The 20782-nt window shown below is 68.3% G+C and carries 14 protein-coding genes; 12 read left to right on the top strand and 2 right to left on the bottom strand.

The features are described 5' to 3' along the window. Positions 1-12: 12 nt before the first annotated feature. Together ahpC and ahpF are read left to right on the top strand one after the other, a co-directional pair. Positions 13-573, top strand: coding sequence for a peroxiredoxin (gene ahpC / locus IPK71_10210; GenBank protein ID MBK8214107.1), 561 nt, complete (start codon positions 13-15; stop codon positions 571-573). Between the two features lie 42 nt (positions 574-615). Beyond that, complete coding sequence (gene ahpF, locus IPK71_10205) at positions 616-2157, top strand: alkyl hydroperoxide reductase subunit F (GenBank protein ID MBK8214106.1); 1542 nt, start codon at positions 616-618, stop codon at positions 2155-2157. A 22-nt stretch (positions 2158-2179) separates the two neighbouring features. On the opposite strand, the gene IPK71_10200 is transcribed toward ahpF, so the two are convergent. Next, positions 2180-4420, bottom strand: a complete 2241-nt coding sequence (locus tag IPK71_10200; GenBank protein MBK8214105.1) for an EAL domain-containing protein — start codon at positions 4418-4420, stop codon at positions 2180-2182. Between the two features lie 327 nt (positions 4421-4747). On the opposite strand from IPK71_10200, the gene IPK71_10195 reads away from it, so the two are divergent. From IPK71_10195 to mtnP, 5 genes are all read left to right on the top strand, one after another. After that, the gene (locus IPK71_10195) at positions 4748-5515 is read left to right on the top strand and encodes a hypothetical protein (GenBank protein MBK8214104.1); all 768 of its coding nucleotides are present in this window, start codon (positions 4748-4750) and stop codon (positions 5513-5515) included. A gap of 121 nt (positions 5516-5636) precedes the next feature. Continuing rightward, entirely contained in the window at positions 5637-7943 is a 2307-nt protein-coding gene (locus IPK71_10190) for a glycosyl hydrolase (GenBank protein ID MBK8214103.1), read from the top strand. 59 nt (positions 7944-8002) lie between these two features. Continuing rightward, positions 8003-8287, top strand: a complete 285-nt coding sequence (locus IPK71_10185) for a hypothetical protein (GenBank protein MBK8214102.1) — start codon at positions 8003-8005, stop codon at positions 8285-8287. A gap of 11 nt (positions 8288-8298) precedes the next feature. Beyond that, on the top strand, positions 8299-8619 hold the full coding sequence (locus IPK71_10180) for a VOC family protein (protein MBK8214101.1): 321 nt from the start codon (positions 8299-8301) through the stop codon (positions 8617-8619). Continuing rightward, the gene (mtnP, locus tag IPK71_10175; protein ID MBK8214100.1) at positions 8616-9482 is read left to right on the top strand and encodes an S-methyl-5'-thioadenosine phosphorylase; all 867 of its coding nucleotides are present in this window, start codon (positions 8616-8618) and stop codon (positions 9480-9482) included. Before IPK71_10180 ends, mtnP begins: the two co-directional genes overlap by 4 nt. A 76-nt stretch (positions 9483-9558) precedes the next feature. Here mtnP and IPK71_10170 read toward each other — a convergent pair whose 3' ends face one another. Continuing rightward, positions 9559-10494 carry a TerB family tellurite resistance protein gene (locus tag IPK71_10170; GenBank protein MBK8214099.1) on the bottom strand — a complete coding sequence of 312 codons (936 nt, stop codon included), beginning with the start codon at positions 10492-10494 and terminating at the stop codon, positions 9559-9561. Between the two features lie 154 nt (positions 10495-10648). On the opposite strand from IPK71_10170, the gene IPK71_10165 reads away from it, so the two are divergent. The 5 genes from IPK71_10165 to IPK71_10145 all read left to right on the top strand — a co-directional run bounded on the left by IPK71_10165 (position 10649) and on the right by IPK71_10145 (position 20688). Beyond that, positions 10649-11107: a hypothetical protein gene (locus tag IPK71_10165; protein MBK8214098.1), complete on the top strand. Its 459-nt coding sequence runs from the start codon at positions 10649-10651 to the stop codon at positions 11105-11107. Between the two features lie 7 nt (positions 11108-11114). Further along, positions 11115-11855 (top strand): DUF1449 family protein, encoded by a 741-nt coding sequence (locus IPK71_10160; protein MBK8214097.1) that lies wholly within the window; start codon positions 11115-11117, stop codon positions 11853-11855. 111 nt (positions 11856-11966) lie between these two features. Then, a complete protein-coding gene (locus IPK71_10155) occupies positions 11967-13961 on the top strand; it encodes a hypothetical protein (protein ID MBK8214096.1) in 1995 nt (664 codons plus the stop codon). A 92-nt stretch (positions 13962-14053) separates the two neighbouring features. Continuing rightward, the gene (locus IPK71_10150; protein ID MBK8214095.1) at positions 14054-19573 is read left to right on the top strand and encodes a DNA repair ATPase; all 5520 of its coding nucleotides are present in this window, start codon (positions 14054-14056) and stop codon (positions 19571-19573) included. A 161-nt stretch (positions 19574-19734) separates the two neighbouring features. Then, on the top strand, positions 19735-20688 hold the full coding sequence (locus tag IPK71_10145; GenBank protein ID MBK8214094.1) for a hypothetical protein: 954 nt from the start codon (positions 19735-19737) through the stop codon (positions 20686-20688). The last annotated feature ends 94 nt before the right edge of the window (positions 20689-20782 follow it).

Here is a 20782-nt window from a genome sequence, read left to right as displayed (position 1 = left end):
GAGACAAGAGCCATGAAAATCAACGACGGCATCGTCGACTTCAGCGTGCAGGCCTACCACCAAGGCGCCTTCAAGACCGTGTCCCGCAAGGACCTCGAGGGCAAGTGGGCGGTGTTCTTCTTCTACCCGGCCGACTTCACCTTCGTGTGCCCCACCGAGCTCGGCGACATGGCCGACAGCTACGAGGCGCTCCAGCAGATGGGCGTCGAGGTCTACTCGGTCAGCACCGACACGCACTTCGTCCACAAGGCGTGGCACGACGCCTCGGACACCATCAAGAAGATCCGCTTCCCCATGCTCGCGGACCCGACGCACCACCTCTCGAAGGCGTTCGGGGTGCACATCGACGAGGAGGGCATCTCCTACCGCGGCACGTTCCTCGTGAGCCCCGAGGGGAAGATCAAGATCGCGGAGGTGCACGACAACGGCATCGGGCGCAACGCGAGCGAGCTCGTCCGCAAGATCCAAGCGGCGCAGTTCGTCGCCTCGCACCCGGGAGAAGTGTGCCCGGCGAAGTGGACCCCGGGCGCCGCGACGCTCAAGCCCGGCCTCGATCTCGTCGGCAAAATCTGACCGTTTTCGCACCCCGGAAGGCTCCGAAGAAAGGGTCCCGCCATGCTCGACGCATCCGTCTCCGCTCAGCTCGAACAGGTCTTCGCGAAGCTCCCCGAGCCCATCACGATCGTCGTCGCGCCGACGACCCACGCCGCGCGCGCCGAGCTCATGGCGCTCCTCGAGGCGATCGCTCGGGCCTCTCCGATGCTGTCCGTCGTCGAGCGTGGCGACCCCGACCCGGGTATCCGCGTGTACCTCGAGCGCTCCGGTACGACCTTGCCCGTGGTGTTCCGCGGCGTCCCCGGCGGGCACGAGCTCACCTCGTTCGTGCTCGCGATCTTGCACGCCTCGGGCCTGGGAAAGCGCCCCGACGAGGGGGTCCTCGATCGTGTGCGGGCCCTCGCGGGGCCGGCCGAGATCCGAACGTACGTCTCGCTCTCGTGCGAAAATTGCCCCGATGTCGTCCAGGCGTTGGGCCTCGTCGCCCTCACGCACGGCGAGGTCCGTCACACGATGGTCGACGGCGCCCTCGTTCCGGACGAGGTCGCGCGCCTCGGCATCCAGGGTGTCCCCGCAGTGTACGTCGGTGACACCCTCGTGCACTCGGGCAAAGCGACCTTCTCCGAGCTCGTGTCGAAGCTCGAGGCGGCGCTCGGCGCACGAGCCCTCGCCCCTCGCGAGGCGCGTACCTACGACGTGGTCGTGCTCGGAGGCGGCCCCGCGGGCGCGTCGGCGGCGATCTACACCGCGCGAAAGGGCCTCAAGACGGCCATCGTGACCGAGAACGTCGGAGGGCAGCTCCGCGAGACGCTCGGCATCGAGAACATGATCGGGCAGAAGCGCACCGAAGGCGCGAGGCTCGCGGCCGATCTCGAAGCGCACGTCGGCGCGTACGGCGTCGAGGTGCTCGCGCACCGCAAGGTCGTGCGTGTCGTCCAGGGTGAGCCCAAGGTCCTGGAAATCGAGGGCGGCGAGCGTGTCCTCGCGGGCGCGGTCATCGTCGCGACCGGAGCGAAGTGGCGTGAGCTCGGGGTGCCCGGCGAAAAAGAGTACCTCGGGCGAGGCGTCGCGTTTTGCCCGCACTGCGACGGGCCCTTCTACGCAAAGCGGCGAATCGCCGTCGTCGGAGGGGGAAACTCGGGCGTCGAGGCGGCGATCGACCTCGCGGGCATCGCCGCGCACGTTACGCTGTTCGAGTACGCCGAGAGCCTCAAGGCGGACGACGTCCTTCAAAAGAAGCTTCGTGCGCTCCCGAACGTCGAGGTCGTACTGTCGGCGCGAACGACGGAGATCCGCGGCGACGGCGCCAAGGTCACGGCCCTCGCCTTCCAAGATCGTGGGACGGGCGAGGCGCGGGAGCTCGCGCTCGACGGGGTGTTCGTCCAGATCGGGCTCTCCCCGAACAGCGCGGTCGTGGCCGACGTGGTGCGGACCAACCGCTACGGCGAGATCGAGGTCGACACGAAGGGCCGGACGAGCGCCCCCGGGATCTACGCCGCGGGCGACGTGACCACCGTCCCCTACAAGCAGATCGTCATCGCGATGGGCGAAGGCGCGAAGGTGGCGCTCTCGGCCTTCGAGGACCGCATGAAGGCTGCGTGACGCGCGACGCGACGCTCGGGAGCTACGCCATCGTCCGGCGCATGGCCTCGACACGGCGACGCACGATGGGGGCTTCCTGCGACTCGGCGAGCGCGTTCTGGCGCACGAACTCGAGCGCACCCTCGGGAGGGAGCGGCCTCGCCACGAGATACCCCTGGATCATGTCGCAGCCCAGGTCGGAGAGGACCACGCGCTGCGCCTCGGTCTCGACGCCCTCGGCGATCGTCTCGAGGCCGAGGTTCTTTGCGAGCGCGAGCACGGCAGCGACGATGTGCCGGGCCTCGCTCTTCTCGACGAGGTCGATCACGAACGAGCGATCGATCTTCAGGCTCGACACCGGGAACCTCCGGACGTACGCCAGCGACGAGTACCCGGTGCCGAAATCGTCGACCGAAATCGACACCCCGAGCGTGCGGATTTCCTTAAGCAATCCGGCCACTTGCTCAGCATCACCGACGAGCGCGCTCTCCGTGATTTCGAGCTCGAGCAGCTCGGGCGCGATGCCGCTCTCGCGGAGCGCGGCCGAGAGAGAGTCGAGGGTGCGGCGGCGGTCGGCGAGCTGGGACGCCGACACGTTGGCGGAGATGGGCACGTGCACGCCGAGCTTCGACCACTCGGCGATCGTCCGGCACACCTCGCGAACGGCAAAATCTCCGAGGTCGGCGACGAGGCCCGTCTCCTCCGCGACCGGGATGAACTCCCCCGGCGACACGTTGCCGAGCTCCGGAGACCGCCAGCGCATGAGCGCCTCGAACCCCACACAAAGGAGCGTGTGCGTGTCGACCTTGGGTTGGTACGCGAGGTAGAGCTCGCCGCGGCCGAGGGCGTCTCGAAGGGCTTGGCCGATCGCGTGCCTTCGCTCGCTCGTCTCGCGCATCGCGCGGTCGAAGAGCCGCGCCTGGTTTCGCCCCGCGGCCTTCGCCGAGTACATGGCCATGTCGGCGGAGCGAAGGGCGGCGCGTGGGTCGTCGAACGACGAGATCTCGGTCATGCCGACGCTGACCGTCACGAAGAGGCGATGACCGAGCACCTCGAACGGGACGCTCCCGAGCTCGAGGACCCGCGCCGCGAGCTTCTGCGCTTCGCTCTCCGAGAGGCCCTTCGCCAGCACCACGAACTCGTCACCCCCGAAGCGATAGAGGCCGTACGGCCCGGCCACGTCGAGGAGCCAGCTCGAGACGGCCACGAGGAGCGCGTCGCCGATGTCGTGCCCGAGCCCGTCGTTGACGTGCTTGAACGAGTCGAGGTCGCAGAAGAAGAGCCACGCCCGCGTGGGCTTCTCCTCCGCGACGAGCGAGAGGTCGCGTTCGAGCTTGCGGCGGTTCGGGAGGCGGGTCAGCGGGTCGTGCTGCGCTTGGAAGAGCAGCTCGGCGGCGTGGGCCTGCCGACGCCCGTGCTCCACACGAATGTCGCGCACGGCAGCGACGAGCCCGAAGACCTTCGGGTCACGGCGACTGTCGAAGATACGCACCTCGCACCACACCCACCGACCATCCGCGTGCTTGAGACGGCACTCGACCTGGCCCTTGCGCTCTTCGGAGCGAACGGCGCGGACGAAAGCCGTGCGGACGGCCTTGACGTCCTCGGGATGCACGAACGAGAGCGTCTCACGCCCGACCACGTCTCCCGGGGCGTACCCGAGGAGCGCCTCGACCGAAGAGCTCACGTCGACCACGCGCGCGAGCCCCTTCTTCGCCGGCGCCCACAAAAGGATCTCGTTGCCCGCGCGCGCCGCGGCGCCCTCGATGGTGCGGTGACGAGTCACGTCGACGAGCGCGCCCACGAGCGTGCGCTGCGCGAGCGCCATCCCCCCGACGAGGGCGACCGCCACGACGACGAAGCTCGGCTCGAGGTAGGGAGAGCGCGTCCCTGGAGGACACCGCGCGATGAGGATCACCATCTGCAGGGCCGTCGTGCCCCAGAGGGTGCGCGCGTCGGCCAGCACGAGCCCCGCGACCGGCGCCAAGAAGATCGAGTGGTCGGGCATGGTGCTGATCTCGGGCTCGACGATCACGAACGGCACCGTGCACGCCACGATCCACGGGAGGAGGAGCGGCGCGTGCTTCACCCGGCGCCGCGCGAGCTCACCCGAGAGCGCCATGACGACGGAGAGCGGCAAGAGCAACGTCGCGCTCGGGACGCCCACGGCGTAGGGCGTCTGCCCGAGCACCGCCAAGACGACCCCCACGCCCGCAAACGCGTACCCGATACGCATCGCGAGCGCCGCGCGCCGTGAGGCGAGGTCGTGGGACTCTGAGCCCATTTTCGTAGACTACCTGCGAGTTTCCATGGGGTCTACACTCGACCGGCGGGCGTTCCGCGCGCTCTCGTGCGTTCGTGAGCCGCGCACTCCGGCGGCGCGATCGAGGAGCGAGACCCGACCCACGAGCGAAGGCCGCCACCGCTGCCACGAGCTGACACCTGCGTAAGGCCCTGCGCGCGCCGCACCGCGCCGGAACGATCTCGGCCCAAAAACCCCGTGGAAACCCGCGCTTCGGGCAGGCGTCCACGAGACGAGGCGCCCGCCTTCGCGCGGTACGCGGAATTTCCTTGGTCAACACGTCGGAAGTGCGCAAGAAAGCGGCCCACCATGCGTCGTCTCCGCACCCTCGGCTTCGTCTCGTCCGCCGCGCTCGCCCTCTTCCTCTTCACGGAAGGGCGAGCCTCCGCTTGCGGCGCGGGCCCCGGCGGCCCTGTCGGTCAGGGCATGTGCGGCCTCGACGACAAGCCCCTCGAGCACCACCGCTTCCGCGGCCTCCTCTCGTACGGCTACGCGAACACCCGCCTCTCCTTCGGCGAGGGCGCGAACGGCGAGTCGCTCAAGTTCGACATGAACCGCCACACGACGATGGTGGCGCTCGAGTACCGCCCGAACGAGACGACCGCCCTCACGTTCGCCGGCGGCGGCCTCCTCGTCGGCAACCTTCGAAATGGCACGAACCACGTCATGTCGAGCGGGCCGGCGTTCTCGTTCGGCTACGCGCTGAGCCTCTTCCGCGAGAAGGAGAAGGGCTTCTTCGGCGTGCTCGCCCTCGCCGCGTCGTTCATGCACGCGCAGTCGCGCCCGGAGACGGGCTTCTTCCAGGAGTCGGCCGGGTACACGGCGCTCGACGCGCGCGCCTCGGTGATGTTCGGCAAGACCTTCTTCGAGCACCTCACCGTGTACGCGAAGGGCAGCGTCTTCGGGGGCCCCGTCTTCTGGCGCCTCAACGGCGAGTCGAAGGTCGGCCAGGACATCTACCACTACCAAGTGGGCGGCGGCCTCAGCCTGAAGATCATCGACCAGCTCTCGATCTACGGCGAAGGCATCGGCCTCGGCGAGCGCGGGGCGATCGCGGGCATCACGCTCCTCCCCTGACGCGACGTGCCGTAGCGCGAGCGCATGCCCGCGGCATCGTTCGTATGACGCGGTGCGCGTCACGCATGCATGAGTGACTTTTGACCTGGCGGCACCTCGGGCGCGTGCTAGCGAGATGTCCATGCGCGCCCTTGGTCTCTCGCTCCTCTTCGGCTCGGTCCTCGTCGCGGCGGCTTGCTCGTCCACCACGCGAGAGGTGAGCGACGACCCCGTCGACGGCGGCGGCGACGGCCCGTCCGTCGTGACGGGCGATGGGCAAGCGCCGGACTCCGGAGGCCCCGTCGAACCTGGCCCCGAGGTCTCGTGCGAGACCACGTTCCGCTACGTGCCGCCCCCCGGAAAGACCGTGCGCCAGGTCGCCGTGACGGGAGAGTGGACGTCGTTCGCCAAGCCCGGAGTCACGCTCCAAGGCCCCGACATGCAAGGCGCCTTCACCGGCAAGGCCAAGCTCGCGCCCGGCATCGTGGGCTACAAGCTCCTCCTCGACGGCGAATACGAGATCGACCCGAAGGCCGAGCTCCGCAAGTACGTGGGCGGCGTCGAGAACTCGGCGGTCCGCGTGGCCGACTGCAAGATCCCTACGTTGGAGGTCGTCGGCAACGTCGCCGTCACGCGCCCGGCCCCCAAGAAGGGCACCGTCACGGCCGAGGCGATCTTCACGCGCGGCTTCGAGGGGCAGGGCCTCTCCCCCGAGACGGTGACCGCCGAGCTCCGCAAGGGCCGCTCCGTGACCAAGGTGAACGCGCAGGTCGACGCCCGCACCCGCAAGGTGAAGGTCGCGCTCTCCGACCTGGACGACGGCAAGTACACGATCGTGCTCCGCGCGAAGGACAAGAACGGCGCCGAGACGAAGCCGCTCCGCCTCGTCTTCTGGGTCGAGGCCGAGGTCTTCGACTGGAAAGACGCGCTCATCTACATGCCGATGATCGACAGGTTCGAGAACGGCGACAAGTCGAACGATCCTGCCCCCACCCCGGGTGTCGACCCGCGCGCCGACTTCAAAGGCGGAGACCTCCAGGGCGTGAAGGCGCGCATCGACGACGGCACCCTCGACGAGCTCGGCGTGAGGGCGATTTGGCTCTCGCCATTCCACACGAACCCGAAGGGCTCGTTCCCGGCAGACGGCGGCGTGGCCAACGTGATGGGGTATCACGGGTATTGGCCAGTGAAGGCTCGCGAGGTCGACCCACGCATCGGCGGCAAAGCGGCGCTCGAGGCGATGGTCGAGTCGGCCCACGCGCACGGGATCCGCGTCCTCCAGGACTTCGTCGTCAACCATATCCACAAAGAGCACGAGTACTTCACGCAGCACCCCGACTGGTTCCGGACGGGCTGCGTGTGCGGCACCAACAACTGCGATTGGACGGCCCGCAGGCTCGACTGCCTCTTCGCCGACTACCTCCCCGACGTGAACTGGCAAGTCCCCGCCGCGGCCGAGCAGATGGCCGACGACGCGGTGTTCTGGCTCGACCAATTCGACATCGATGGCCTCCGCGTCGACGCCGTGAAACACGTCGAAGACGTTGCAGTCTACAACCTTCGCGAAAAGATCCACCACGAGCTCGAGGCCTCGGGCAGGCGCGTGTTCCTCACGGGCGAGACGGCCATGGGCTGGAACGACTGTGGCGTGGCCTGCAACGCGAGCGAATACGGCACGATCAACCGCTACATGGGGCCGCTCGGCCTCGACGGTCAGTTCGACTTCGTGCTCTACCACGCGGTGCCGATTCGCACCTTTGGCCACAGCGACAAGGGGCTCATCCACGCCGACTACTGGTCGCGTATGAGCCTCGAGCAGTACGTCCAAGGCTCGGTCATGACCCCGTACATCGGGAGCCACGACACGTCGCGCTTCGTGACCTCGGCGAGCTACCGCGGCCAGAGCGCTCAATGGGATCGAGGAATCCCAGGCAACAAATGGTTCTCGCCGGCGGGCCCCCCGGGAGACGCCGAGCCCTTCGCGAGGCACAGGCTCGCGCTCGCGTGGCTCCTCACCCAGCCCGGCGCGCCGCTCCTCTACTACGGAGACGAGTACGGCGAGTTCGGCGGCTCCGATCCGAACAACCGCACCATGTGGCGCGGCAAGGGCACGCTCTCGGCCGAGGAGCAGAAGACCCTCGCCCTCACGAAGGCCCTCGGGAAGGCGCGGCAGGAGCTGCCCGCGCTCCGCCGCGGCGACTACCGCACCGTGCTCGCCGAAGAGGACATGCTCGTCTTCTCGCGCACCACGCTCGACGGCAAGAGCGCCGTCGTCGCCCTCACGACGAACCCCGCCGGCCGAACGGCCACGGTCACGCTCCCCGTCACCACGGGCCTCGCGAGCGGGCAGAAGCTCCGAAACCGCATCGGACCGGGCGAGGTCACGGTCAGCGGGCGCGAGATCACCGTGACGCTCGAGGGGCGCGGCGCGGCCATCTACGCGCCGTGAGCCTGAGGGTGCACCTGCCCCGTAGACTTCGCCCATAGTCCTCGCTTAGCGTCGCGCTCATGTCGATGAAGCGATCGAAGGCCAAGAGCTCAGGCTCCAGGGACACGGGCTCGGACGACGGAGGCTTCTTCTCGAAGGAGAAACCGAAGGCCAAGACCTGGGCGGAGGAGACGAGCGGCAAGACCGACGCCGACTTCGCGCCCTACACCCTGAGCCAGCGCTACGCCGTGGGCGCGCTCGTCGCTCACGGAAAGTTCGGCAAGGGCGTCGTGACCGAGGTCGACGGCCAGAAGGTCAACGTGCTCTTCGAGGACGGCCCTCGCAAGCTGGGGCACGCGTCGTGATCCGCGGCGGCATGATCGAGGTGCCCGTCGCGAGCCGCGCGCGCGCCCTGCGCTTCTACGTCGAGACGCTCGGCATCAAGCTGGTCGCCGAGCGGCCGGGCTGCTCCGTGCTCGACGTAGGTCAAGGTGCGAGGCTCGGGCTCGTCGAGGTCGCGAACGGCGCGCGACGTGTGGCCATCGGGCTCGCGGTCGCCGACGTGGAACGCACCGTTTCGCTCCTCGAGAACCGCGGGATCGTCTTCCGGAGCGAGGTCCACGCGGGCACGGCGGCCTCCACGTTCGACGACCTCGACGGCAACACGCTCTACCTCTTCGAGGACGCCACACCATGACGTTGCCGAACGACGTATCCATCGCGGTGCTCGGAGGCACCGGCCTCTACGCCATGGAGGGCCTCGTCGACGTCGTCGAGCTCACGGTCCAAACGCCGTACGGCCCCACGTCCGACGCCATCCGCGTGGGGACGCTCGGCGGGCGAAAGGTCGCGTTCCTCGCGCGGCACGGGCGCGCTCACGGCCTCCTCCCCTCCGAGATCCCGTACCGCGCCAACGTGCACGCCCTCCGCCAGCTCGGCGCGCGGTGGGTGCTCTCGGCGAGCGCCGTGGGATCGCTCCGCGAGGAGTACCCGCCCGGGGCGTTCGTGGTGCCGCTCCAGATGCTCGATCGCACGAAGCAGCGCGACGAGCACACGTTCTTCGGCAAAGGCATCGTGGCGCACGTGAGCTTCGGCTCGCCCGTGTGCGAGACCCTCGCCAAGGTCCTCCACGAGGCCGCGCGCGACGCCGGCGCCAAGGCGACCTTGGGCGGGACGTACGTCAACATGGAGGGCCCCGCGTTCTCGACGCGGGCCGAGTCCGAGTGGCACAGGTCCATCGGCTGCGACGTCGTCGGCATGACCAACCTCGCCGAGGCCAAGCTCTGTCGCGAGGCGGAGATGAGCTACGCGACGCTCGCCATGGTGACCGACTTCGACGCGTGGAGCGAAGAGGAGGTGCACGTCGAGCAGGTGGTCGCGCAGCTCCACGCGAACGCAAAACAAGCCCAGGCCGCCCTCGCCCTCGCCATCTCGCGCGTGCCCCTCGGGCAGAGCACCAAGGCCCACGACGCCCTCGCGAACGCGATCCTCACGCCCAAGTCCGCGTGGCCCGAGGCCCGCATCGCCGAGCTCCGCCCCTTCCTCGCGCGCTACCTCTGACCTCGGCGAGCCGCACGCAAAGACGCCCCGGGAGCCGAAGCCCCCGGGGCGCTCTTTTTACAACGATTTCGAGTGTTTACTTGAGCTCGGAGAGGCGTTTGTCGAACGCCTCCTGATCGATCTTACCGTCCTTCAGATCGGCGGAGAGCTGGTCGAGGGCGGCCTTGTTCGCCTCGCCCTTCTTGGCGATCTCGTCCTTCTGCTCGGCGTACGCGGCCTTGCCCTCTTTCTCGGCCGACTTGAAGTACGTCTTCAGCGAGGCCACGTCGCCCTTCGCGTCCTCGGCGAAGAACTTCTCCATGACCTTTCCGAGGGCGAACGTCGCCGCGAACGACGTGGTGGCGCCGACGGCGCTGCCCCAGCCGGGGACGAGCTTGGCGAGGCTATTGACGGCCATGCGCGCCCCGGTGCCGAGGCCGAGCCCGTAGAGCATCGACTTCGCCGCGTTCTTGTCGACCGTGTGACCCCAGTACTGGCCGATGTCGCGGATCATCTTGAGCTGGATGCCGAGGACGGCGATCTCGCCCACGACGGGGAGCGGGAACGCGCCCAGGATGGCCGTGAAGGCGGAGTACTTGAGGATGTCGTTGCGGACCTCCCTCGCGCGCTTCTCCGGATCGTCGATCTTCGCGATGTTGCTGGGCAAAACGGTGTCTTTGCCTTCGGCGACCAGCCGCTTGAAGAGGGACTTGTCGGCCTCGGAGACGTTGGTCTTCGCGGCGATGAGGTCGAGCAGCTTCTGCTCCTCGGGGGAGCACGAGCCGTCGGCGTTCGCCATCGCGAAGGCGCTCTTCCAGATCTCGGCGCGCGCGACCTGCGACGTGAGCCTCGCGAGCTCGGCGTCGACGTCGATCGTCTCGGCGAGGAGAGAGTCGGCGGTCGTGCCCTCGGGGAGGGTGATGCCCTCGAGCGCGCCGACAATCGACTTGCGCTCCTCGTCGTGGATGGTGCCGTCGGCTTGGGCCACCGCGACGAGGATCTTGAGGCTCGCCACCGCTTCTTGTTCGGTCATCGACATAGGAATCGTCCCCTTCCGTCTCGTTCGACTTCGCGCGAGGGGCCCCGCGCGGCGCCACAACGAGACCTTTCATCGAAAGCGGTGTCAAGGGCCGAAGGGCTCCCGCTTTTTGACTCGACGTTCACGCGCGCGCTACGGTCGCCTTACCGTGAACGGAACGTCGTCCATGCTCCTGGGTCTCTTCGCGCCCGAGCTCCTCGACGAGGCCACCGCCTTCGTGCGCGAGACCTCGGACGAAGACCCCGCGAAGGCCATCGTGTGGACCGTGCTCGTCGGCGCGCAAGCCTTCTACAAGGCCGAGAAGGGCACAAACCCGAAGGTGCGCACGCTGAACGACGCCCTCGTGTACGTGTCGACGAACCTCTCGGTCGGCTACTGCGACATCTTCGCGATGACCGAGCGAGGCAAGCAGATCGGCACCCTCCTCATGACGTTCGGCCCTGCCCTCGCCGCGCGCGCGCTCGACGCGACCGCCGCCGAGAAGCGCGAGACCGACCGCGCGAGGGACGAGAAACACGCCCTCCTCTTGCAGAAGCTCGATCGCATCGCGGAGCTCCTCGAGGCGAACGCCGCCGTCGAGGGCGCGCCCGACACCGTGAGGACGTGAGGAGCCCATGAGCGCCCTGCTCGTGTTCCCGACGGCCGTGTGGACCGTGCTGGTCGCGATCTCGCTCGTCTACTGGATCTTCGTCATGAGCGGCCTCGTGCACCTCGGCGAGGGCGTCGACGGCGGCGCCGACGGGGCAGCGGAAGGCACGGCGGGGGCCATCAAAGGAGCGCTCGAGGGAGCAGGTGGGCACGGCCCCGAGCTCGACGCGGACGCGGACCTCGACGGCCCCGACGCGGACCTCGACGTGGACGGCGACGGAGGCCCGCTACACGGCTTTTTGGCGGCGTTTCGCATGCGCGACGTGCCCGTCACCGTGTCGTTCTCGCTCGTGTCGTTCTTCGCGTGGGTCGCGTGTTTGGTCGGCTTCTGGGGCGCGAGCAAGGCCGGCGTCGAGCTCGCCACGTGGGTGAAGGCCGTCCTCGCGTTCGGCGTCGCCCCTCTCCTCGCGTGGCCGCTCGCGAAGCTCGCGACGCTGCCGCTCGCGCCGCTCCTCACCACCAAGAAGGCCAAGTCCGCGAAGGACCTCGTCGGCAAGACGTGCACGATCCGCACGGGCACGGCCGATCACGCCTTCGGAGAGGCCGTCGTGAAGGACACGGGGGCCGACCTCGTGCTCCGCGTTCGCGTCGAGGGTGGCGCGCTGAAGCGCGGCGAAGAAGGCCTCATCGTGGGCTTCGACGAAGAGCGTGAGGAGTACGTGGTCGCGTCGATGGACGAGGCCATGGGCCGTCGAAAATCGTCATAAGTTTTTCCGCTCGAGGGGCGGCGTGCCACGATCCTCCCCGCGGAGCCCGGTGACCGCACCTCGTACCATTCGGTCGAGGCGCGGCGCGAGTGGCCCTCGGGGAGAAGCGACATGCAGGAATACATCCCTCTCATCGCAGCGTTCGGTGCGGGCCTCATCATCTTGTTCGGCGTCGGCGCGCTCTTCGCGCGGTTTTACCGCCAGGTCGAGCAGGGCAAGGCGCTCATCGTGAACACGTCGCGATCGGAGCCCGCGGTGACCTTCACCGGGCGCCTCGTGCTGCCCGTCGTGAACCGCGCCGAGGTCATGGACCTCTCCGTGAAGACGATCCAGATCGATCGCCGCGGCAAAGAGGGCCTCATCTGCAACGACAACATCCGCGCGGACATCAACGTGACCTTCTTCGTTCGCGTGAACAAGACGGCCGAGGACGTGCTCAAGGTCGCGCAGTCGATCGGCTGCGCGCGCGCGTCCGACGCGAGGACCTTGGTCGAGCTCTTCAACGCAAAATTCTCCGAGGCCCTCAAGACCGTCGGAAAACACTTCGATTTCGAGCAGCTCTACACCAAACGTGACGAGTTCAAGGACGCCATCATCAAGGTGATCGGCAAGGATCTGAACGGCTTCATCTTGGACGACGCGGCCATCGACTACCTCGAGCAGACGCCCCTCGAGGCGCTCGACCGCGACAACATCATGGACTCCGAAGGCATCCGGAAGATCACCGCGCTCACCGTGGAGCGCAACGTGATGACGAACGAGCTCCGCCAGAAGGAGCGTATGGAGGTCGGCAGCCAGAACCTCTCGGCCGACGAGGCCATCTTCCGGTTCGAGCAGCGCAAGGCCGAGGCCGAGGCCAAGAAAGAGAAAGAGATCGCCATCGCTCAGGCGCGCGAGCAGAACGAGGCCGCGCGCGTCACGATCGAGGAGCAGAAGAAGACCCTCCTCCTCAAGCACAAGAACGAAGAGGAGACGCTCATCGCCGCCGAAATGAAGGCCCGCGGCGTGTCGATCGCGCAGAAGAACCGCGAGCGCGAGATCGCCATCGAGACCGAGCGCGTCGAGAAGGCCCGCCAGCTCGAGGTGGTGACCCGCGAGCGCGAGGTGTCGATCTCCACGCTCGCACGCGACCGGGACCTCGAGGCCCAGAAGAAGGAGATCGCCGACGTGGTGCGCGCGCGCATCGCCGTCGACAAGACGGTGGCCGCCGAAGAGGAGCAGATCAAGGACCTTCGCACGATGTCCCAAGCGAACCGCGAGAAGGATGTCGTCCGCCTCGCCGCCGAGGCTCAGGCCCAAGAGACCCTCGTGAAGCTCGTGAAGGCCGCCGAAGCACAAGAGGCCGCCGCGAAGCACAAGGCCCGCGAGAAGGTCATCTCGGCCGACGCCGACCTCGAGACCGCCGACAAGATCGCCCGCGCGAAGATCCGCATGGCCGAGGGTGTACAAGCCGAAGAGGCCGCCAAGGGCCTCGCCCAGGCGCGGGTCCGCGAGGCCGACGCCGTGGCGCTCGAGAAACAAGGCATGGTCGAGGCGCGCGTTTCGCTCGAGAAGGCCACGGCGGTCGCGCAGGGCGAGGAGAAACAAGGCCTCGCCAAGGTGACCGTACGGCAGGCCGAGGCCGACGCCATCCAGAAGCAGGGGCTCGCCGAGGCCACCGTGGTACGCGAGCGCATGACGGCCGAGGCCACCGGTATCCGTGAGAAGGCCGACGCGATGCGAGTGCTCGACGAGCGGTCGCGCGAGCACGAAGAGTTCCGCCTCACGCTCGAGAAGGAGCGCACGGTGGAGCTCGAGACGATCAAGGCTCGCAAGGAGCAGGCGCAGGCTCAAGCCGACGTGCTCGGCAAGTCGCTCGCGAACGCCAAGTTCAACATCGTCGGCGGGGACGGAGCTTTCTTCGACCGCTACGTGAAGGCGATCGGCGTCGGACAGTCGATCGAGGGCGCGCTCGGCGAGAGCCCGACGCTTCGGAAGATCGCGCGAGACTTCACGAACGACACGTCCCTCGATCCCGAGATGGCCGCGCTCGTCGAACGCTTCGCGAAGGGCGACAAAGACGCCCAAAAGAAGCTCCTCGGCATGGTCAAGAAGGACGCCCCCTAAGGGCATTCGAGCCCGCATGATCGGCGCGCGTCGCGGTCCTGGGATCGCGACGCGCCGCACGCCGCATACGGCCCACGCGAGGAGCGCCCACCATGGCGAACGAGGACACGACGGAAGGGACCGGCACGGCCGGGCTCGACGCCGGGAGCTACGAGGTCGTACGCTCGCGGCTCGTCGGGCACACGAGCGAGCTCGCGACGCGCGCCGAGCGCCTGAACGAGTCGAGGAAGGCGATCTTCGGATCGTCCGCGTTCGAGCTCGTGCAGACCACGCGCGTCCGCACCGAGAACCTCGCCTCCGCGCGCGACATGGTGTCGGTCGGGGGCTACCTGCTCTTCGCGTTCAACGTCACGCTGGGGCTCAAGAGCACGCCGAGCGTGAGCGACGTGTTCGCGCTCTACAAGCTCGATGGAAAGACGGAGGGGGACGCCCTCGAGCCCGTATCGCTCGAGGGCACGTTCCTCTCGCAACAGGCCTTCGTCAGCGACTTCACGACCACGTTCCGCTACGGGAAAAACCCGCGTGTGCTCCGGCTGAAGCGCACGGACACGCGACTCTTGATCGTCATCCAGGTCGGCGACGAGCTGCGCGACGTGAAGGTCCTCCGGTTCGGCATCGACGCAAGGGGGAGCGTCACCTACATCGACGCACGTGGCGAGGAAGACAATGTGCCTCCCGCGGGCTTCGCGTTCTCCTGGACGCGCACGGGCCGCGAGCACCAGGTGATCGGGCCCCACCCGCACGTGAACGTGCTCGACGAGGTCTTCGTCGAGACGGTGAACGGGGACCTCACCGTCAAGATCGAGAACAACACGAAGGACGGCCTCGGCATCTGGCGCGAGCCCGTCGTCGACTCGAACCAGACCCTCGACGACGCCGAGATCTCGTTCGCCCGCGTGGGCGCGCTCATCCTGCTCAAGGTGCTCCCGTACCGCGAGGAGAAGACGCGCTACCTTGTGTACAATACACTCAAGAAGAGCGTCACGCGGATCGATGCGATCGGCCGCGCGTGCCTCGCGCTCCCCGAAGATCAGGGCATCCTGTTCCCCGGAGGGCACTACGTCGCGGCCGACGAGGCGCGCATCGTCGACCCCGACACGGAGGGCATGCGCTTCGAGAGCACGGTGCGCGCGCCGAACGGCGAGGACGCGCTCTACGTCTTCCACGAGGACGCCGAGGGGCTCTACTTGGCGCTCCCGTACAACCTCATCACGAAGGAGCTCGGGGCGCCGGTTCGCTGCCACGGGTACAGCCTGTTCGAGGACGGGACGCTCGCCGTGTTCCGCTCGCCCGAGGGGGCCGAGACGACGCGTGTCCACCCGTTCCAGCTCTGGCGGACGCCGTTCTCGACGCTCGAGGCCGCGGAGCGCGCGGGCGCGCAGCGGGGCTCGAGCTCGTACCTCGCCAAGGTCGGCAACCCCGCGCTCGTCCGCGGGATCGGCGATGTCTACGCGATCCGGAAGCTTGTGCTGACGGAGGCGCCGACACGCAAGACGTTCGAGGAGCTCGTGTCGCTAGCGGCGCGTGCGCTCGACGATCACTACTGGCTCGGCCACGAAGAGGCGTTCGACCTGAAGAGCGCCCTCCGCGACGTGCGCGCGAGCGCCGACGCGATCCTGAAGGAGTTCGAGAAGGTCGAGGCGTACCGGGCACGCGCCGAGAAGGCCGTGATCGAGGCCCGCGCGGCTCAGCGCGAGCTGCTCGGAAAGGAGCGCCCGGAGGACTCCCCCTCGGCCGAGACCTACCTCTCTGCGCTCTCGGCGCTGCGGACGCAGCGAGGCAAGCTCGTGACGCTCCGCGAGCTCCGCTACGTCGATCTCCAGGCGATCGACGTCCTCGAGGGCGAGGTCGACGCGCGCTTCGCCGAGGTGCGCACGTCGTGTGTCGGCTACTTCGAGTCGGAGACCGCCTGGGGACCGGTGCTCATGGGGCTCGACGAGCTCGCCGCACGAATCGCGGAGACGGCGAAGGGCGTCGAGCTCGGCCCTCATCGCGACCGTCTCGACGGCCTCCACGCCCAGCTCCTCTTGCTCGGGGAGACCGTCTCGGGGCTCGAGGTCGACGATCCGACCGTGCGCACGCGCGTGCTCGAGCAGCTCTCGAAGGCGCTCGCCGTCTTGAACCGCGTGCGCGCGGCCTTCGAGGCGAAGCGCAAGGAGCTCGTGGGCCGAGAAGGTCGCGCCGAGCTCGCCGTTCAGCTTGGCGTGTTCGCGCAGGCCGTGGGCGCTGCGGTGTCGGCGTGCAGCACCCCCGAACAATGCGACGCGGAGCTCGGCAAGCTGATGCTGCGCCTCGAGGAGCTCTCGGGCAGGTTCGGCGACCTCGACGAGTTCGCGATCGAGATCGAGAAGAAGCGTGAAGAGGTCTCGGAGACCTTCGGGTCCCGGAGGCAGACCCTCTCCGACGAGCGCCACAAACGCGCCGGCACCCTCGCAGGGGCCGCCGAGCGCATGCTCCAGGGCATCGAGCGCAAGGCAGGGACGTTCTCCGAAGAGGTGGATCTCCTTGCCTATTTCGCCAGCGACCCGATGGTGCACAAGGTCGCCGACTCGGCCGACAAGCTCGCCAAGATGGGCGAGAACGTCCGCGCCGACGAGCTCGCCACCAAGCTCAAGGTCGTCAAACAAGACGCGGTCCGCAAGCTCCGCGACAAACGCGAGCTGTCGGACGGCGACGGCGTCAAGCTCGGTGGCTTCACGTTCTCCGTCACGAAGAGCGCCATCGACCTCGTGATGGTGCCTCGCGAGGGCGGCCTGTCGCTCCACTTGACGGGCACGGACTTCTTCTCTCCGCTCGACGCCCCCGAGCTCGCCGAGCTCCGTGACGTGTGGGAGCAGTCGCTCGCGTCCGAGTCGAGCTCGGTGTACCGCGCGGAGTACCTCGCGTTCGTGGTGCTCGAAGAGGCCATCTCGGGCACCGGATCGTTCGACCTCGGCAAGCTGCGGGAGGCCGCGCGCGAAGGTGCGCTCGGCGCGCTCGTGGCCGACGTGGCCGCGAAACGCCTCGACGAGGGGTACGAGCGAGGCGTACACGACGCCGACGCCACGACCATCCTGGCCCAGCTCCTGCCGGCCTTCGAGGCCGCAGGTCCCCTGAGGTTCACGCCGACCGCGAGAGCGCTCGCGCTCCTCTACGCGGCGAGCCTCGCGGAGATCGAGCTCTCGGTGCTCGCGAAGCGCGCGCAGAGCGTCTCTCGACTCGGAGCCGTGCTCGGGGATCCCCGCGGGCAGCGAGCCCTCCGCGACGAGCTCGGCCCCGCCCTCGCGGCCTACGCGAACGACCTCGAGCTCGCGCTCGGCCCCTCGGACGCAGCCGACGCGGCCTTCGTGCTCGTGGAGACCCTCGGCGCGAAAGTGCCGCGATTTCCGGTGGCTCGCGCGTCCGACGAGGGCGCCAAGATGCTCCGACGCAAGCTCGACGAGGCGGGCGAGCTCCGGGACCTCGACGACGAGCTGCGCGCCCTCTCCGGCCGACCCAAAGACCGAGTCGCGATCGCGAGGCACTACGCGAGCGCCGTGGAGAAGCTCGCGCCCCCTCTCGGGGCATTCGCCGACGAGATCGCCGCCATCTTGCTCACGGACGCCACGCTGGGCGCGAACCGCGAGGTCCTCTCGGCAGAGACGCGCCTCGAGCTCTCGGGGCTCCTCGGCACGCACGAGCGCGTGCGCGACGGTGCGCTGACACTCGAGCTGTCGGAGATGCTGGTGCGCCTTCGCCATTTCGAGGTGGTCACGGCCGAGCGGTTCCGCACGTTCCGGGCTCGCCGCGCCGACATCCTCGCGAAGGAACGCGAGCGTCTCCGGCTCTCCGAGCTCGTCCCCAAGGTGCTCTCGTCGTTCGTGCGAAACCGCCTCATCAGCGACGTGTACCTCCCGCTCGTGGGCGCGAACCTCGCCAAACAGATCGGCGCCCTCGGTGACGCCAAGCGCACCGATCGCATGGGGCTCCTCTTTCTCGTGTCGCCTCCGGGCTACGGGAAGACCATCCTCATGGAGTACGTGGCGCACGTGCTCGGCCTCGTCTTCGTCAAGGTGAACGGCCCGGCCCTCGGGCACGACGTCACCTCGCTCGACCCGGCCGAGTGCAAGAGCCTCACCGCGCGCCAAGAGGTCGAGCGCATCAACCTCGGCTTCGAGATGGGCAACAACGTGATGCTCTACGTCGACGACGTCCAGCACACGTCGCCCGAATTCTTGGAGAAATTCATAAGCTTGTGCGACGCCCAGCGAAAGGTGGAGGGCGTCTACGCCGGGCGGAGCCGCACCTACGACTTTCGCGGGAAGCGCTTCTGCGTAGTCATGGCGGCGAACCCCTACACCGAGACCGGCGCGCGCTTCCGCATCCCCGACATGCTCGCGAACCGCGCCGACACGTACAACCTGGGCGACGTGTTGGGAGGAAAAGAGGAGCTCTTCTCGCTCTCGTACTTGGAGAACGCCCTCACGTCCCACCCGGTGCTCGCCGCGCTCTCGGGTCGTGATCCGAAGGACCTCGAGAAGCTCGTGCGCATCGCGAGGGGCGAGGGAATCCCCACGAGCGAGCTCTCGTACGGGTACTCGGCGGCCGAGCTCGGCGACATCGTAGCGATGTTGAAGCTCCTGGCGCGTGTGCAGGACGTCCTCATGCGCGTGAACCAGACGTACATCCGGTCGGCCTCCCAAGAGGACGCCTACCGCACCGAGCCGCCCTTCAAGCTCCAGGGTAGCTACCGAAACATGAACAAGATCACGCAGAAGCTCGCGCCCGTCATGACGGTCGAGGAGCTCGACCGCGCGATCGACGAGCACTACGCGGCCGAGTCGCAGACCCTCACCACCGGCGCCGAGCAGAACCTCCTCAAGCTCGCCGAGCTGCGCGGGAAGCTCACCGAGGCCGAGGCCACCCGCCTGCGCGAGATCCGCGAGGGTTTCGTTCGTACCCGGCGTGGCGGCAAAGAGGGAGACGACCCCGTGTCGCGCGTCACGAGCTCGATCGCCGGGCTGGAGGAGCAGCTCCAGACGTTGGTCAAGCGCCTCGGGGAGGCCCAGACGAGCCTCGCCGAGGGCCGGCGAGACACGGACGCTGCGCTCGCCGAGGCCCTCGCCAAGCTCGGGGAGACGACCGGGAAGCGCCAAGACGTGCGTGTGACGCTCGAGAACCCGCACCCTCAGGTCGTCGAGCTCGAGGCGATCGTGCAGCTCGGCCAGGCCATGGCGAACGCGGTGTCTCGCGTCTCCGGCCCCGACTCGGGGGCCTCGCGCGCGATCGTCGAGAAGCTCGCCGAGCTCGAGGCCATGCTCGAGCGGAGGAGCTCGGTCGCGAGACCGATCGCCGAGGTCGACCTGCGAAAGCGCGACGCGACGAACCTCGTCTGCGACGCGGCCGGCGTGGTGAGCGGTGTCTTCGTGGGCACGTACGCGAAGGCCCCTCCTCTCCGCAGCGAGGTGCAGCTCCAGCTCGTGTTCCCGGGGAACCATACGGCCGCGGCGAAGGGGCTCGTCGCCTTCGTCCAAGACGAGGACGGCGATCGCCCCGCCGGGTACGGCGTGACCTTCACGGAGCTCTCCCCCGAGGCACGCCCCCTTTTGGTGCAGTATACAAAGAACCGCGACCCGGTCCTCTACGAGGTCTGACGCGAGAGCTTGCCCCGACGGCACCCGCGAGCCACGTTCGACGGGGCGGGCGCGCGTGCCGTGAAAAGGCCCCGATGCCCACTGGGGCGCGCACGATCCGGGGAAAAATGGCGCCGTGGCGGCTTGCCGGGCGCGGGCGGAGAGGGTACGAACAAAGGTCGATGAAGACCCCGTCGCGCTGGCTCCTCCGCCTCCCGCTCGCTGCCCTTACCGTCCTCGCGCTGGGGGCCTGTTCGGCCGAGACCGGCGAGACCGGCGAGGAAGAAGAGCTCGGGGAGAGCGAGGATCTCATCACCGGCAAAGACACCGCCGGCATCGTCGCGGGCTCGCCCGAAGAAGAGTCGATCCTCATCATCGCCAACGACCGCGCCCTCACCGACGCGCGCTTCAAGAACGAGATCAAGGCGACCTCGACGGTGCGAAAGTCCCTCTTCGCCTTCCGCAACGGCCCGACCGAGGACCCGGCCGACGACGGCTACGTGACGACCCTCGCCGAGCTCGACAAGCTCGCCGGCACCACGAAGCTCTTTTATTCGCGGGTGATCACGTTCGCGCGCGCGAACGGCTACATGGACACGGGGCCGTACGTCGCCCCCGACAAGGGCCTCTTCGAGATCCCCGACGACCTCGGGCGCCCGCCCACCTCGAACGACGTTCGCGTGGTCCGAGGCCTCGACGGCCGCACCCCCGACGAAGCGTTCGCGATCGTCCGCTCGCGCTCGTTCGGCTACGTGCACCCGCAGAACGAGCGCCTCCTCCGCGACACGTTCAACATGTCGTTCAAGGCGTTCAACATCGCGGTGGCGAACTTCTTCGCGAACGGCTCGCCGCCCCAGCGCTTCTTCAAGAGCGTCATGCCCGCCCAGGTCCGGGTGCTCGGCCTCTTGCGCCAGCTCACCCCCGTCGCCCTCGAGGTCACCTCCCCCGACGGCCGCGTGCGCTACTTCATGAACACGACGGGCACGTACCAAGAGGTCGCGAAGCCCACCCAGCGCGTCATCATGCGCGCCGCCGTCTCTCTCGACGACAACGGGGTGCGTGTATTCTACCCGGGTTGGACCCAGTCCAACCTCAAGGCGCCCACCTCGTCGGTGGTCGAGGGCGGCGGCGGCTGAGCCTCGGGATCGCGCTGCCGGGGCGCAGACCTATCGCGATGGCCGTGCGCGGAGGTGATCGTTTTTCGCGCGCCTCGACACGTAGGGAGGAGAG

It is taken from the genome of Myxococcales bacterium (assembly GCA_016712525.1).
Taxonomy (GTDB): Bacteria; Myxococcota_A; Polyangia; order Polyangiales; family Polyangiaceae; genus JAAFHV01.
The sequence above is the reverse complement of the archived record's forward strand: the minus strand, read 5'-3'. Positions and strand labels throughout refer to the sequence as shown.